The organism is Desulfosalsimonas sp. (assembly GCF_055149105.1).
Genome location: NZ_JBSRLA010000020.1, coordinates 19,752 through 33,514, shown reverse-complemented (window position 1 = coordinate 33,514; position 13,763 = coordinate 19,752). Strand labels below are relative to the sequence as shown.

At 54.2% G+C, this 13,763-nt stretch carries 14 protein-coding genes; 10 read left to right on the top strand and 4 right to left on the bottom strand.

The features are described from left to right. The first annotated feature begins 143 nt into the window (after nt 1-143). Together ACTCIA_RS06890 and ACTCIA_RS06885 are read left to right on the top strand one after the other, a co-directional pair. On the top strand, nt 144-419 hold the full coding sequence (locus ACTCIA_RS06890; RefSeq protein ID WP_463001067.1) for a phosphopantetheine-binding protein: 276 nt from the start codon (nt 144-146) through the stop codon (nt 417-419). 7 nt (nt 420-426) lie between these two features. Continuing rightward, nucleotides 427-1,692 (top strand): B12-binding domain-containing radical SAM protein, encoded by a 1,266-nt coding sequence (locus ACTCIA_RS06885; protein WP_463001066.1) that lies wholly within the window; start codon nt 427-429, stop codon nt 1,690-1,692. A 35-nt stretch (nt 1,693-1,727) separates the two neighbouring features. Here ACTCIA_RS06885 and ACTCIA_RS06880 read toward each other — a convergent pair whose 3' ends face one another. Together ACTCIA_RS06880 and ACTCIA_RS06875 are read right to left on the bottom strand one after the other, a co-directional pair. After that, nucleotides 1,728-1,886 (bottom strand): hypothetical protein, encoded by a 159-nt coding sequence (locus ACTCIA_RS06880; RefSeq protein WP_463001065.1) that lies wholly within the window; start codon nt 1,884-1,886, stop codon nt 1,728-1,730. 23 nt (nt 1,887-1,909) lie between these two features. Next, a complete protein-coding gene (locus tag ACTCIA_RS06875) occupies nt 1,910-2,314 on the bottom strand; it encodes a desulfoferrodoxin family protein (RefSeq protein ID WP_463001064.1) in 405 nt (134 codons plus the stop codon). Nucleotides 2,315-2,844: 530 nt separating this feature from the next. On the opposite strand from ACTCIA_RS06875, the gene ACTCIA_RS06870 reads away from it, so the two are divergent. Beyond that, on the top strand, nt 2,845-4,161 hold the full coding sequence (locus ACTCIA_RS06870) for a lactate racemase domain-containing protein (RefSeq protein WP_463001063.1): 1,317 nt from the start codon (nt 2,845-2,847) through the stop codon (nt 4,159-4,161). 249 nt (nt 4,162-4,410) lie between these two features. Here ACTCIA_RS06870 and ACTCIA_RS06865 read toward each other — a convergent pair whose 3' ends face one another. Further along, complete coding sequence (locus ACTCIA_RS06865) at nt 4,411-4,839, bottom strand: FKBP-type peptidyl-prolyl cis-trans isomerase (protein WP_463001062.1); 429 nt, start codon at nt 4,837-4,839, stop codon at nt 4,411-4,413. A 243-nt stretch (nt 4,840-5,082) separates the two neighbouring features. On the opposite strand from ACTCIA_RS06865, the gene ACTCIA_RS06860 reads away from it, so the two are divergent. From ACTCIA_RS06860 to ACTCIA_RS06830, 7 genes are all read left to right on the top strand, one after another. Next, complete coding sequence (locus tag ACTCIA_RS06860) at nt 5,083-6,744, top strand: BCCT family transporter (protein ID WP_463001061.1); 1,662 nt, start codon at nt 5,083-5,085, stop codon at nt 6,742-6,744. A 3-nt stretch (nt 6,745-6,747) separates the two neighbouring features. Continuing rightward, on the top strand, nt 6,748-7,656 hold the full coding sequence (locus ACTCIA_RS06855; RefSeq protein ID WP_463001060.1) for a universal stress protein: 909 nt from the start codon (nt 6,748-6,750) through the stop codon (nt 7,654-7,656). Between the two features lie 433 nt (nt 7,657-8,089). Next, the gene (locus tag ACTCIA_RS06850) at nt 8,090-8,851 is read left to right on the top strand and encodes an N-formylglutamate amidohydrolase (RefSeq protein ID WP_463001059.1); all 762 of its coding nucleotides are present in this window, start codon (nt 8,090-8,092) and stop codon (nt 8,849-8,851) included. Nucleotides 8,852-8,944: 93 nt separating this feature from the next. Then, a complete protein-coding gene (locus tag ACTCIA_RS06845) occupies nt 8,945-9,406 on the top strand; it encodes a hypothetical protein (protein WP_463001058.1) in 462 nt (153 codons plus the stop codon). Beyond that, nucleotides 9,403-10,143, top strand: a complete 741-nt coding sequence (locus tag ACTCIA_RS06840) for a peptidylprolyl isomerase (RefSeq protein WP_463001057.1) — start codon at nt 9,403-9,405, stop codon at nt 10,141-10,143. Before ACTCIA_RS06845 ends, ACTCIA_RS06840 begins: the two co-directional genes overlap by 4 nt. Further along, nucleotides 10,140-10,718, top strand: a complete 579-nt coding sequence (locus ACTCIA_RS06835) for a methyl-accepting chemotaxis protein (RefSeq protein WP_463001056.1) — start codon at nt 10,140-10,142, stop codon at nt 10,716-10,718. Before ACTCIA_RS06840 ends, ACTCIA_RS06835 begins: the two co-directional genes overlap by 4 nt. Before the next feature lie 22 nt (nt 10,719-10,740). Beyond that, nucleotides 10,741-11,268, top strand: a complete 528-nt coding sequence (locus tag ACTCIA_RS06830) for a hypothetical protein (RefSeq protein WP_463001055.1) — start codon at nt 10,741-10,743, stop codon at nt 11,266-11,268. Here the strand turns inward: ACTCIA_RS06830 and ACTCIA_RS06825 are convergent. Beyond that, nucleotides 11,258-13,513 (bottom strand): O-antigen ligase family protein, encoded by a 2,256-nt coding sequence (locus ACTCIA_RS06825; RefSeq protein WP_463001054.1) that lies wholly within the window; start codon nt 13,511-13,513, stop codon nt 11,258-11,260. The genes ACTCIA_RS06830 and ACTCIA_RS06825 overlap by 11 nt on opposite strands. Nucleotides 13,514-13,763: the final 250 nt, after the last annotated feature.

Genomic DNA, 13,763 nt, shown 5'->3' with positions numbered 1-13,763 from the left:
AGATTGACTTTGCAGGGGACGGCTGGTAATTTCAATCATTTCAGGGTTCCGGAGAAGTTCAGAATACGGTAATAGGTGATGTTTTCAGGCTCGCTCAGGTTTTCAACATAGAATAAATTTACTGGTTTGACAAGGTCATTTCAATGCAGCAGCTCATTGACGAACTCAAGACAAAGATCATTGATACACTGTATCTCGAGGATATCACGCCCGAAGAAATCGACGAGAACGCCCCCCTGGTGGGCGGAGATCTGGGCATTGACTCCATTGACATCCTTGAGCTGGTAATGATGGTGGAACAGGACTACGGCGTTGTCATTGACAACAAGGAGGTCGGGGAAAAAGTCTTTGCCTCTGTTGCCGCCCTGGCCGAATATATCCGGGACAACCGGCCTCAGACAGCAGACATGTCCGGATAAACCAGTCATGAAATTCAAACTCATCTATCCCAGGTGGGCCAAGCTGGCCCGCCAGACCGAATTTCACCTCCCCCCCCACGGGCCGGTGGTATTTGCCGCAAGCCTTCCCGAAGACGTGGAAGTCACATTCGTGGATGAAAACCTCCAGGACATTGATTTTGATGAATCCGTGGACATGGTGGGCATTTCCATGATGCTCACCATCCAGGTGAAACGGGGCTGGCAGATCGCGGACTTTTACCGCAAAAAAGGAATCTGCGTGATTTTCGGCGGCATTGCCGCAACCCTTCATGCCGAGGAAACCGCACAGCACGCCGACGCCGTGTTTCTGGGCGAGGCCGAAGGCAAAATGGAACAGGTCATTGAAGATTTCCGCAACAACCGGCTGCAGAAATTCTACAACGCCCTGGAAGCTCCCCCGGCCATTGAAACCGTGGGCCCGGCCCGCAGGGATATTTTAAACAAGAGCCTGTACAATTACCGGGGCATCCAGATGGTGGACCTGGTGCACGCCTCCCGGGGATGCCGGTTTAACTGCTATCCATGCGCAGTTGCCTACCTGGGCGGCCGCCGGTTCCGGCCGCGGCCCGTTGACCGGGCAATCGAGGAAATCGCCGGCATTGACAACAACCGCCTGTTTCTGGTGGACAATTCTCTTGCCCAGGATACTCAATGGGAAAAGGACTTGTTTGCCGAAATGATCCCTTTGAAAAAAAACTGGTGCAGCCATCCCATCGAAGACGACCCCGCAGTCCTGGACCTGGCCGCCCAGGCCGGGGCCTGGTTTGTTTACCAGGCGGTGTTTGACACCTCGGATTACATCCGGGAGCGCATCCAGCGCTATCACGATCACGGCATTGCCGTGGAAGGCACCATTTTGCTGGGCCTTGACCGGCATACCGAAGATTTTATCAAACGGCTGGTGGACTTTTTGCTGGAAATCGAACTGGACCTGGCCGAATTTACCGTGCTCACCCCGTTTCCCCACACCCGGGCCTGGGACCGGCTCCACAAGGAAAACCGGATTTTCTCCTATGACTGGGACGATTACACCGCAGACAAGGTGGTCTACCACCCAAAACAGATGAGCGCCGAACGCCTGCAGGAACTGCTGTTTTACGCATGGGATAGCTTTTACGCGGACAAGCCCCAGCAGGTGCGCATGTTTGAGCTTTTCCAGAAGGTCATCCGCAAGGAAAAGGCAAACGGCACGTTTCAGCCCAGAGACCGCAATCTGATCAACCAGGCATTCGGCCGGCCGGTGAAACGATAGACCCGCACCAGAAGCCTGCACCCCTTTTTGCGCATTTAGACTAGAAGGGCCAAAGAGGCGTGCAAAACAGCAGACACCGCAAGCAGGATTCCGGTTTTCCGGTGGGTACGCGGCGATATCCGGATCACATGCAGTCCGGTTGCCAGCTGCCAGGCCACCAGCACCAGGTTGACAATCCCCAAAGCCAGAATCATATCCGCCTCCCTAAGGTTCCTGTCTATTCAGCCGCTTCGTCCGGGGCATCATTGGGTTCCACCGACACGTTCATGACATCTGTGTTGCGGCTGCCGTGCATGTTGCACACAGCACGGGCGCTGATCGTAAAATCCTGATCTGCGGTGTGAAAATAGCGAACGGTAAATTCTTCGGCAGGCGGCTTGCTGAAATTGGAATACTCCCATTTCTCAACCAATTCATCGTTGATACCCAGCTCCACCAACTCCGTGTAATGAATAAAATTGTTGCCGGAATGCGACACATGCACCAGAATCTCCACCTCCTGGCCGGACCGAACCGACTCCGGAGCCTCGATGCGCACCGCAGACTCGTTTGCAAAAGCCGTTGTCAATGTCACCCAAAACAAGACCAGAGCCGCCATCCCCACAATCCTGCCAATTTTCATTTTCTTTTCCCCTTTGCGTCAATCCTTGATTTTTTCTTCCAAAACTGCTTCCACCAAACCCATAAAATAACCCCGTTCCACAAAAATCGCCACCCAAAACCATCCCTGTCCGGTTTTTCAAGCAGCTATAACCCAGACATTTTCAAATTTTTAAAGTTTTGTTTCCCTATTACCTTATTGGTCCCGGGGTTTGGCCAGAGAAGACCGCTGCCAAGGAAGTTCTGCGGTCGGGGGCTGTTTTTGAAGCGACATTGAGCGTTTTTACGGAAAAATTCAGCAAATGCCGAAGCGTGAAAATTTCAAACTGTCTGAGGCCGACAGGCCGAGTTTTTGAAATTTCAGCGAAGGCATTTGCTGAATCCGTAAAAACGGTCAGGAGCGAAAAAACTGACCCTGACCGCAGGACTTCCTTCCCACAAACTTTACCCCATACGGCAAAACCGAATGCGCAAGCAAAAGTTTTCTGGTATAAAAAAAGACAAAACAATAAGCCGAAAATGCTATTTTAAACTCAAAGAAAGGTGCCGGCCATGGAAATCAAGCTGCCCTGGGGGCAATCGCTGACAACGCTTCAACTGCCCGATACCTGGCATGTGCACATGCCCGAACGCGTCGACATCTCCGGCCAAAGCCGCCAAAGCAGCGCAGACATCGTGGAAGCCGCCCTGACCAACCCGGAAGGCGCCAACCCCCTTTCCCAAAGAAACCTTTCACAAAAGCGCATCCTGATCATCGTGGATGACAACACCCGCCCCACCCCGGCCCATGAATTTTTCCACCTGATTTTCCAGCATGTGCAGCAGGCCGGCGCAGATGCCGAAAATATCCATGTCATGCCCGCACTGGGCATTCACACCGCCATGAGCCAAAAAGAGATGGCAGAAAAAATCGGGGAAGAAAATTTAAACAAAGTCAACTGGTCCAACCCGGACGCCTTTGATCCGGCCACACACCATGATTTCGGCACAACCGGCAGGGGCACCCCGGTTCGTCTAAACAGGGAGGTGGCCGCGGCAGACCTGATTGTTCTGGTGGGCATGATCGAACCGCACCTGTGGGCGGGATTCGGCGGGGGCATGAAAAACCTGTTTCCCGGCGTGGCCGCGGCAGAGGCCATCGGCGCCCACCACGGCATGATCGCAGAGCCGCCATACCTTTTTAACCGGGTGGGAATGGCCCCGGATGAAAACACCTTCCGCCGGGACCTGGAAGAAACAAGGGATCTGGTCCCGGGAGAAATATTTGTTGTCAACGTGCTGCTTGACGAAAGCCAGCAGATCGCGGCCGCCTTTGCCGGCGACGCCCTGGCCGCGCACAGAAAAGGCATCGAATTTAACAAGAAAACCGCCGGCATAGACCTGCCGCATCTCATGGACGCGGTGATTGTAAACTCCCATCCCATGGACATCAACTTCAAACAGAGCATGAAATGCGTTGGCAACGCCCTTCCCGCCCTTGCACCGGGAGGGGTGATCATGGGATTTTTAAGGGCAGCCCGGGGCCTTGACGATATCCCGCTGCCGGATAAGCCGCCGCCGCTTTTTGTGCTGCGCACCATCCTGAAACTGGTGGGCAAATCCAATGTAATGGGGTTTTTAAACGTGATAAAAAAGGGGCTTAACGTGGAGGAGCGGTTTTTGACCTATTACTCCATGCGCCTGATCCGGGAATACAGGATGTTTTTTCATGCGCCGTCGCTGTCAGAAAAAGAAATCCGGCATCTGGGGTTTTTTCATGCGTGCGGCCGGCCGCAGGAGGTAATTGACCGGGGAGCGGCCAAATTGAAAAAAAACGCACACGTGGCCGTATTCCCGGACGGCGGGGCAACCTTTCCGATCATGAAATAAGGCCGGAAACAGTTTTTAAAGCCACATTGGGCGAAAAAACTGTTCCCGGCCGCAGAACTTGATGGCATCGTAAAAAATCTGATTTCAGATGGCGACGTAAAAGTTCAAGATCAAGGCTTGCGCAATTTCGAAGAATGCAGCGTACTTATCCGTACGTGAAATTCTGAGAAATTGCGCGCAACGCAGATATTGGACTTTTTACGGCGCCATCAGAACTTGGCTTCCTGAGAAACATCAGGATGAGCAGCTTTAGACGATCTCCTGGAGAGTGATCTCAAATTTGAGATCCTTGCCGGCCAGGGGATGGTTGGCGTCCAGGGTGACTTTTTCGTCGCCAATGTTGGTCACCGTGACCGTGACCTTCTGGCCGTCGGGCTGCTGGAGTTCCAGCTGCTGGCCGGGCTCGGGATCAATGTGTTCGGGAAACTGGGTCTTTTCCACCTCGATGACCATATCATCGCGGTATTCGCCGTAGCCTTTTTCCGGCGGAATTGTGGCTTCCTTTGTTTCCTCGGGCTGCATGCCCACAACAGCTTCTTCCACCCCGGTGATAATGTTGCCGGAACCGATCTCGAACTCCAGGGGGTCTCGGCCTTCGCTGGAATCAAATACCGAGCCGTCATCGAATTTGCCCTTGTAATGAATCTTGACGGTATCGCCTGATTTCGCTTGTGTCATGAATGCTCCTTTTGATTTGAAAATTAAACAATTTTATATTTCGTGTACCATAAGAAGACTTGGCCGGCTACGCAACCCCTGAAACCGGTTTTTCTTTTCAGCAACAACACAACTTCCGAACAACCTTCCGGAATCACGGAAAATACACTTCCATCACATCCGGATATCATTGACAGGAAGATTCAATTCAATCATTATTATATTTTTAATCACCTGAAACAAGAGCCTGTTACGGAGCCGCAAATGGCCGAAGCTGAAAACACAACCGATCCGGCGTCCGGAATACGCCGCTTCTTTGACGTTCACCCCCCGGTATTCTGGCCCACGGTGATTTTGCTCGTTGTTTTCATCTCCATTACCCTTGGGGTGGGCAAACCCATGGAGCGGATCTTTTCCGCCATCCAGACAAATGTATCCGATTATTTCGGGTGGTTTCTGATCCTTTCGGTGAACTGCTATCTTTTGATCATGCTCTATATCGCCCTGGGCAAATACGGCAGCATCCGCCTGGGGGGCAAAAACGCGGTGCCGGAGTTTTCCCGCACCGCCTGGTTTGCCATGCTGTTTTCTGCGGGCATGGGCATCGGCATTTTGTTCTGGAGCGTGGCCGAACCCATCTACCATTTCACCAACCCGGATTTCCGCGGGGCCGATACCATGGAGGCCGCGGGCAATGCCATGCAGGTGACCTTTCTGCACTGGGGACTGCACCCCTGGGGTATTTACGCCCTGGTGGGCATGTCGCTTGCCTTTTTCAGCTTTAACAGAAACAAGCCCCTGGCCATCCGCTCGGTTTTCTATCCCCTGCTCGGCGAACGGGTCTACGGCCCCATGGGCGATGCCATTGACGTGCTGGCCGTGCTTTCCACCATGTTCGGCCTGGCCACCTCTCTGGGCTTCGGGGTCCAGCAGATCAATGCAGGGCTGCACCATTTGTTCGGCCTGCCCGATACCATTTACATCCAGATGGTGCTTGTGGCCGTGATCACAAGCGCGGCTGCCATGTCCGTGGCCTCGGGGCTCGACCAGGGGGTCAAGCGATTGTCCGAGCTCAACATGAACCTGGGTGCCGTGCTTTTGGTTTTTGTGCTCATTGCCGGCCCGACGCTTTTTATCCTGGACACCTACGTGGAAAACATCGGGGTGTATCTGAATGATTTTTTCAAAATCAGCTTCTGGGCCGAGGGCTACCGGGGATCGGACTGGCAGAACTCCTGGACCATATTTTACTGGTCCTGGTGGATTTCCTGGTCGCCGTTTGTGGGTATGTTCATCGCCCGGATCTCCAGGGGGCGAACCTTGCGCGAATTTGTGCTTAGCGTGCTCATCGTCCCGTCGCTGCTCACGTTTTTATGGCTCACCACTTTCGGCGGCTCCGCCCTGTTTCTGGAACTCAACGAAGCTGGAACCATGGCCGCGGCCGTCAAGGAAAACATTGCCATTTCCATCTATGAACTTTTGGGCAACTTCCCGTTTGCCATTGTTGCCAATTTTGCCGCCATCCTGCTGGTGGTCAGCTTTTTTGTCACCTCGTCGGATTCCGGGTCCCTGGTGGTGGATACCTTTACCTCGGGCGGCAAGCTGTCATCTCCCGTGACCCAGCGGATTTTCTGGGCGTTTCTGCAAGGGGCCGTGGCTGCGGTGCTGCTGTTCGGCGGGGGATTGGACGCGCTTCAGACCGCCTCGATCACCACGGGCCTGCCCTTTGCCGTGGTGCTTTTGCTCATGGGATGGAGTTTGACAAAGGGCCTGGAAAAAGAATACCAGGCCGAGCGCATCCGCGCCCGGGATATGGAGCGGGAAAGCTACCAGCAGCTCATCCAGGATCTGGTCGAAAAAAAAGCCGCCGGCAGGGCCGGCTCGGAAAATCAAAACCCGAAAAATCCAAACAGGGAAGGCCAATAACCCATGAAAACCATCAAGCATATTCTGGTGTGCCTGGATTTAACGGATATTGACAAGCACCTGATCCCTTACGCTTCCCTGGCCGCACGGGTATTTCACGCAGACGCAGTGACATTTATCCACGTGATCCAGGCCTATGATCTTCCCAATAAAAGCAGCAAGTCGTTTCCGGATGTCAAAAGCTCACTCAATGCCATGATCCGGGAGGAACTCGACAGCAGAATCGATGAAAAATTCCGCAATAGCGTCTCCACCCGGATCGAAACCCGGGTGGCTGAAGAAGACGCGGCAGAGGAGATACTGTCCTTTGCCGGAGAAATGGATGCGGACTTGCTGCTCATAGGGCAGAAATACGGCGAAGACCGGCAGAAACGATACGGCGGCGAGCTGTCTGCGAAATCGGAATGCGATATCGTATTCGTACCCGAAGACCCGCCCCTGGAAATTGCCCGGGTGCTTTGCGCAATCGATTATTCCAAGGCGTCAAAGGCGGCCTTTGACAGGGCCCTGCACCTGCATCGCCAGCAAAATGCACATCTTGTTTGCTATTACATCCAGGACAGCACCCGCAGCTATTTTCCGTCCTCCACCCAAAAAAGCGCAAGCCAGAACCTAACCCGGGCACAAACCCTTCACCAGGAACTCATGGCGGAATTCGGCCAGGACCCGGAGGCCTTTCCGTGCAGAATCGACGCATCCGAGGCCCTCACCAGCGAAGGGGAAAAGCTCTACAATGCCGCAGAGGATGACAACGCGGATCTGATCATCGTGGGGGCGGCCGGGGATACGGCCACCGAAACCTCGCTTCTGGGCAACATTACCGAAACCCTTCGGCGCATGGAAAAAGCAATCCCGGTCATGATCGTCAAAGACCGGGATAACAAAAAGTTTTTCGCTCAGCTGCTTTCGTGAAAAAGCGCTCACATCCAAATCTGTCCGGCAGGCCTCGTCTTCGCCCGGGGATTTGCGAAAAAAATAAAATCCCAAAGCAATCAGGGGAATGGCCACGACCAGGCCGAACAGGGGCAGCACGGTAAATCCGATAATCAAAAATACCAGGCCCAGGGCCAGGAAAAAAATGCCAAGCACGCGGCCGAATGTTTTTTCATCCCGGCAGGCCCGGCTCAATTGTGCAAATTTGCCCATTTCACTTCCTCCTATTGTGGTTGCAGGCGCTGCTGCCGTCAGGGCAGCAGCCAGGCTGTTTCAATCCTTCTTATCTGCAAAGATAATCCCGCGGCCTGCTGCGTCAAGCAACCGGCTTGCGAAAACGCACACAATTCCGCCCGCCGCCCCCACTCTGCGGTTGACGAAAAACCACAAAATCCTGTATGTTTAAAAACCTATGGCCAACTCAATCATCATCACAATACCGCATTGTTCCGCCAGGGTGCCGGGAGAGATACGGGAGCAGATGGCGCTTTCTGAGGCGGAGATCCAGGATGCCGAGGATTTCGGCACTGCGGAAATCTTCGGGGCCATGCCGGTAAAGACGATTCTCCCGGCTGAATGGAGCCGGCTGGTGGCGGATTTGAACCGGGCGCCCGACAGCCGGGGGCCCAAGGGCATCGTGGCCGAAACCGACTACAGGGGCCGGCCGATATACCGGCCCGGCCGATACCCGGACGCAGACGCCGTGGAAGAGCGCATCCGGAAATATTACAAGCCCTGGCATGAAAAACTGGCCCGCGCGGTATCCGACCCGGACGTCAAATGCCTGTTCGACTGCCATTCCCTAAACGGCACCGCCCCGGCAGACGCCCCGGACGCCGGAAAAAAACGAAAAGACATCATCATCAGCAACAACGGCGACACCAGGGGCAGACCCCGCCCGGGCCGCGGCCCGGTCTCCTGCCCGGCCGAAATCATGGATCAAATCCGATTTTCCCTGGAAGCAGCCGGTTTTTCCGTGGCGGTCAACAACCCCTACCAGGGCGGCTACATCACGGTACACTACGGAAAACAGCTCATGGCCCGCGGCGGCTTTGCCGTCCAGATCGAAATGAACCAGGACCTGTACATGGCCCCGGGCGCCGAGCGCCCGGATAGGGATAAAGTGGATGAAATAAGACGGAAATTTGAAAAAATGGTAATGATTAATGGGTGATGGGTAATGGGTGACGAGAGACCCATTACTCATTACCCATCACTCATTACTCATCACCCGCGACATTAAACCTTGAACCTTGAACATTGAACCTTGAACATCCTAAAAACCCTAACCGATTACCTAACCTCCCTCCGGGCCGAAGCCGAAAACGCCCACAACGCCCCTCCTGCGCTCCGGCCCGGGCCCTGTGAGGCGGCCGCAAGCCAGGCCTGGATCGGCGTGGATCTTGACGGCACCCTGGCCTGCTATGACCAGTGCATAACCCTTGCCGAAATCGGCCCGCCCGTGGCTCCGATGATGGAACGGGTCCGGGAGATGCTGGCAGACGGCTGGCGGGTGAAAATATTTACCGCCCGGGCCGCAGACCCGGAGCAATTGGTGCTGATCCAGCAATGGCTCCGCAGCCACGGACTGCCGCCCCTGGAAATCACCAATGCAAAGGATTTTAACATGGTCCGGCTCTATGACGACAGGTGCGTGCAGGTGGAGCCCAATACCGGCAGGATCATTGCCGGCGATGACCCGCAGCAAACAAATGAGACTGACAAATGAGATATTTATACTACATCCTCGGCATATTCATCCTTGCCACGGCCGTATTTGTTGCCTTCATCGGCCGGGACCGGGCCTCTGTGGAAGTCTCCAGACCGGCTCTGGTGATCAACGACCGGATCATTACCCAAACCGAATTAAACGAGCGCCTGACTGACAAGCCCCATGACATGACGGAAGAGCAGTACATTGATTCCCTGATCATGCAGGAGCTCTTGATCCAGGAGGCCCTGGACCGGGACATCCACCAGGAGGAATCCTTCCGCAGATCCGTGGAAAGCTTTTACGAGCAATCCCTGGTCAAAATCCTGCTGGACCGGAAATACCAGGATTTCAATCCGGAAGTCACAGACAAAGAAGTGGAAGAATACAAGCGTCTGTCGGGCATGGAGATTCAATTTACCCGGCGCACCTACGAAACCCGCAATAACGCGCAAAACAACCAAAACCCGTCTGATGTCCAAACAAAAACCTCGCCTTTTGTTTTTCTGTCAGACAATCTGCGGTTTATTTTTTTGAGCCTGGAGCCCGGGCAGACATCCGGACCCCGGCAGACAGACGAGGGCTATGTCACATACCGGCTCGATCAAACCCGGCCCCTAAAAAACCCCGCGCCAGCAGCCGATATGGATACACAGCGCATCAGAAATCTCATTGCCGACCAGAAGCAGGAACAGCTCTATGATAAGTGGGCGGCAAACCTCAGACAGCAGGCAGATATACGGAGGCCCAGATGAACGCGACCCGGTACCGAAGACGCAACTATTTCATCAACAAGGAATACCAGGGCCGGACCATTTTCCATTACTTTCTGCTGATTTTGGCCGGCAGTATCCTGTTTTCCCTGGTTTTCAGCTTTTTTTCATCCAACACCATATCCATTGTCTATGAGGACTATCACCTGAAGCTGGGCACCACCCCGGGCATCCTGATGGACCGGATCTTCAGCGCCCAGTGGTTTTTCATCGTGGTCTGCGGCATGGCCGTGATTTTCATCACCCTGTTTTTGACCCACCGGGTGGCCGGGCCGTTTTACCGGTTTGAAAAAAGCCTGGATACCATGCTGGAAAAAGACATTTCCGGAAACATCCATCTGCGGAAAAAAGACGAGGGAAAGGGCGTGGCCGAGCGAATAAACCGGTTTAACACCATGCTGGCCAAGGATTTAAGCCAGGTCGAAGCGCTCAACCACGAAATTTCCTGGCTGGCCAAAAACCAGAATCATCCCGACGCCCAGACACTTGAACGCATCAGCGAAAACAGCCGAAAGATTCAGGCGCTGATCAACGAATTTACCTTTACCCGCCAATAGGCGGCCGGGGCCGGACCCGCCCATGAAACCACTGATCTCCACCATTGCGCTTGTGCTGCTCTGCCTGGCCGCCTGGCCGCCCCAGGCGCACACCGAAGAAATCCGCAGCCGGTTTGCAGCGGTTGAATACGACGACCGCGACGCGCTAAAGGATTTCAATTACGCGCTATACATGGGCAGGCTCAAAAACCGGATCAAAACAGGAGATACCATAGAAGACGAAGTTGCGGGCAAGATGGATTTCATCGTCAACCGGGTCATGCAGATACTGGAAATGCATTTGCACGACCTGGATTTCAAAATCGTGATCCGCGGCTCCAAAAGCGGAGTTCAGGCGGATTTCAAGAGCCTGTACAACAGGGATGTCAAATACATCGCCTTTTACTCGCCTTCGGAAAACACCGTGTTTTTTTCCGCCAAAAACGCAAAGCTCACTGTTGTGGCCCATGAAATCGGCCACGTGGTGGCAGAGCATTATTTTGACGTCTCCCCGCCGCCCAGGATCCACGAAGTCATGGCCCAGTACGCGGAAAAACACATCAGCGACTGAGCCGCTCCAGCCGGTTTTTCACCCCCTGGTTGTCCGGGTCTATGACCAGGGCGGCCTCGTATTTTTCCTCTGCCTTGTAGAAAATGCCCTGATCCCGGTACAAATCCCCGAGCAGAATGCGGATTCTGGCATCTTCTGGCAGCAGGGACGCCGCCCTTTCCAGCACGTCCATGGCCTGGCGGGTTTGGCCATGCCTGTTAAAAAACCGGTAAACATTATACACATGCCCTCGCTGAAACGACCGGCCCTGCTCCATCAAATCCAGGGCCCGGCGGTATTGCGCGGCAGCCTTGCCGGTTTTTCCCATATCCGCCAAAAAACCGGCATAGCGGATCACGGCTCCCGGCTGATCCGGCACGGCTTCAGCGGCCTGTTCCGGAGATATTCCCTGGGTGGAAAGGGTGGCCAGCACCGCGTCCATCACCGCATCATCTAACTGCACCGCCTTTTTCAGCATTTCAATGCCCTCGGCCCGCCTGCCGACAGATACCAGCAAAGCGCCGTATTCCAGGGCGTTATCCGGATTGACCGGGCCATGGGCCACGCTTCTTTCAAGCACGTGCAAAGCTTCCTGCCGGCGGCCGGCCTGGGCCAGAAACAACCCATAACGTTTGTAGTAAACCGATTTTACAGGATTTTTGGAAATGGCGGCCAGAAACGCGGATTCTGCCCGCCTGCGCTCATCGAGCAGCCATGCCGCATCTGCCCGGGCAAAATCATACCGGGCATTAAAAGGATCAAACATGGCCGCCAGCCCGGCCACCCGGGCAAATTTTTCCAGATCCGCCGCGGGCATGTCCGTACGAATGTTGTGTTCCTTGATATGTCCGTAGTAAAAGCTGCCAAGAACGGCAGAGACGTTAAACGCCGCTGTCAGCACCAGAACGCCTCCCACACCGGCTGCCACGGCCCGCCCCGTTGACGCGGAAAAGCTTTTGGACTTCAGCAAGGTGGCATCCCCGGCCATCTGGAGCCGCGTATGTGCGGCAGACACAGCCAGTGCCAGCAAAAAGAAAAACCACAGCCCGTTTGCCCCGATCTGCAGGTTGAAATCCGAAAAACTGTGAAACAGCAGGGCTATAATGCCCGTGACACTGCCGATACAGATATAGACCGCATACGGATCTCTTCTGCGGACATAGGCGCGGAAAATTTTGTGAAAAACCGCGGCCATGAATCCCAACACCAGCACCAGTCCGATCACCCCGCCCTCGGCCGCAAGCTCCAGGTAGTCATTGTGGGCGTGGTCCACGAAATGATTTTCCCCGATGCTCTGATAGGGCCGGTAAATGTCGGCAAACGTGCCAAAACCCGCCCCTGCGGCGGTATAGTCGCCAATGATTTCCCCGGTGTCGCGCCAGTAATCCAGCCGGGTGTTATCCACCCGGCCCTGGGCGTTTTGCAGCTCGGCAAACCGTTCAAAAATCATGTCCCAGCCAAACCAGGACACCGACAGGCATACCAGAATCACCACCAGCACCGTTAGCGGGGTGCCGCCCCTGGAAATCCTGCGCTTGGAAAGCAGATAGGCAAAAAGGAAAAACGCCAGGCAAGTGCTGATAATCCCGCCGCGGGACAGGCTCAGAAAAATCGAGGAAGCGATCAAAAGGGCTGCCGCACCGATCAGAATATGGATGTTGCCCTTCTGCCGTCCGAAAATTTCAAGCAGATCCTTGACAACAGAGCCGTTTCCCAGCCGGGGCCGGTAAAAGAAAAACAAGGCCAGCACCACCGGAAAGATCATCTCCATTAATCCGGCATAATGATTGTGGCAGACATAAGGCCCCACAATCATGGAATTCACCGGCACATGGCGCACCCACAGCGCCATGTCTTCTGTGAGATACAACTGAAGAATCGAGGAAAAGGCCAGCAGTGCACCGAAAACCGTTACAACAAAAACCGTTTTTTTGAGCAAAGCCTTGCGTGTGAGCAGCTGCACGGCCAGGACATAAAAGGCCGCGTATGCGGCATACCGGAAAAAAGCCTGGACCGTGGCCCGGGGATGGACCGAAAGGGTCATCCAGGCGCCATCTCCCCTGGCAAAAGCGGCCTGCTGCTGGATTTCAAAGGAAGCCGGCGAAATCAGACCCACCAGGGCCGGCGGCATGGGCACGGCCTGCAGCAGAATGAAAAAAAGCAGCAGTCCCAGCCATACAAGCCCCGGCACCTGGTAAACCGGGCTTTGGGTTTTGACCGCATGGAAAAAAAACAAAAAAAGCGCCGCAAAAACAGCGCTTTCCATAACCGCATACGACCATGGCTCAACCGTCCCAAAAGCCAGAGGCGTAAAAATCAGCACAAAAAAAAACAGCCGCGTACAGTATTTATCCACCCGAATCAACAGCCACCAATCCAAAAAAAGTTTTAAGTGTTAAGTGTTAAGTGTTAAGTGTTAAGTGTTAAGTTTTAAGTGTTAAGTGTTAAGTTTTAAGTGTTAAGATTTAAGTGTTAAGATTTAAGTGTTAAGATTTTAGGTGTTGATTCCATTATAG

What these genes read in the sequence shown, in the direction of transcription:
- ACTCIA_RS06890 (WP_463001067.1), top strand. Translation starts at nt 144, where the DNA reads ATGCAGCAGCTCATTGACGAACTCAAGACAAAGATCATTGATACACTG.
- ACTCIA_RS06885 (WP_463001066.1), top strand. Translation starts at nt 427, where the DNA reads ATGAAATTCAAACTCATCTATCCCAGGTGGGCCAAGCTGGCCCGCCAG.
- ACTCIA_RS06880 (WP_463001065.1), bottom strand. Translation starts at nt 1,886, where the DNA reads ATGATTCTGGCTTTGGGGATTGTCAACCTGGTGCTGGTGGCCTGGCAG.
- ACTCIA_RS06875 (WP_463001064.1), bottom strand. Translation starts at nt 2,314, where the DNA reads ATGAAAATTGGCAGGATTGTGGGGATGGCGGCTCTGGTCTTGTTTTGG.
- ACTCIA_RS06870 (WP_463001063.1), top strand. Translation starts at nt 2,845, where the DNA reads ATGGAAATCAAGCTGCCCTGGGGGCAATCGCTGACAACGCTTCAACTG.
- ACTCIA_RS06865 (WP_463001062.1), bottom strand. Translation starts at nt 4,839, where the DNA reads ATGACACAAGCGAAATCAGGCGATACCGTCAAGATTCATTACAAGGGC.
- ACTCIA_RS06860 (WP_463001061.1), top strand. Translation starts at nt 5,083, where the DNA reads ATGGCCGAAGCTGAAAACACAACCGATCCGGCGTCCGGAATACGCCGC.
- ACTCIA_RS06855 (WP_463001060.1), top strand. Translation starts at nt 6,748, where the DNA reads ATGAAAACCATCAAGCATATTCTGGTGTGCCTGGATTTAACGGATATT.
- ACTCIA_RS06850 (WP_463001059.1), top strand. Translation starts at nt 8,090, where the DNA reads ATGGCCAACTCAATCATCATCACAATACCGCATTGTTCCGCCAGGGTG.
- ACTCIA_RS06840 (WP_463001057.1), top strand. Translation starts at nt 9,403, where the DNA reads ATGAGATATTTATACTACATCCTCGGCATATTCATCCTTGCCACGGCC.
- ACTCIA_RS06835 (WP_463001056.1), top strand. Translation starts at nt 10,140, where the DNA reads ATGAACGCGACCCGGTACCGAAGACGCAACTATTTCATCAACAAGGAA.
- ACTCIA_RS06830 (WP_463001055.1), top strand. Translation starts at nt 10,741, where the DNA reads ATGAAACCACTGATCTCCACCATTGCGCTTGTGCTGCTCTGCCTGGCC.
- ACTCIA_RS06825 (WP_463001054.1), bottom strand. Translation starts at nt 13,513, where the DNA reads ATGGAAAGCGCTGTTTTTGCGGCGCTTTTTTTGTTTTTTTTCCATGCG.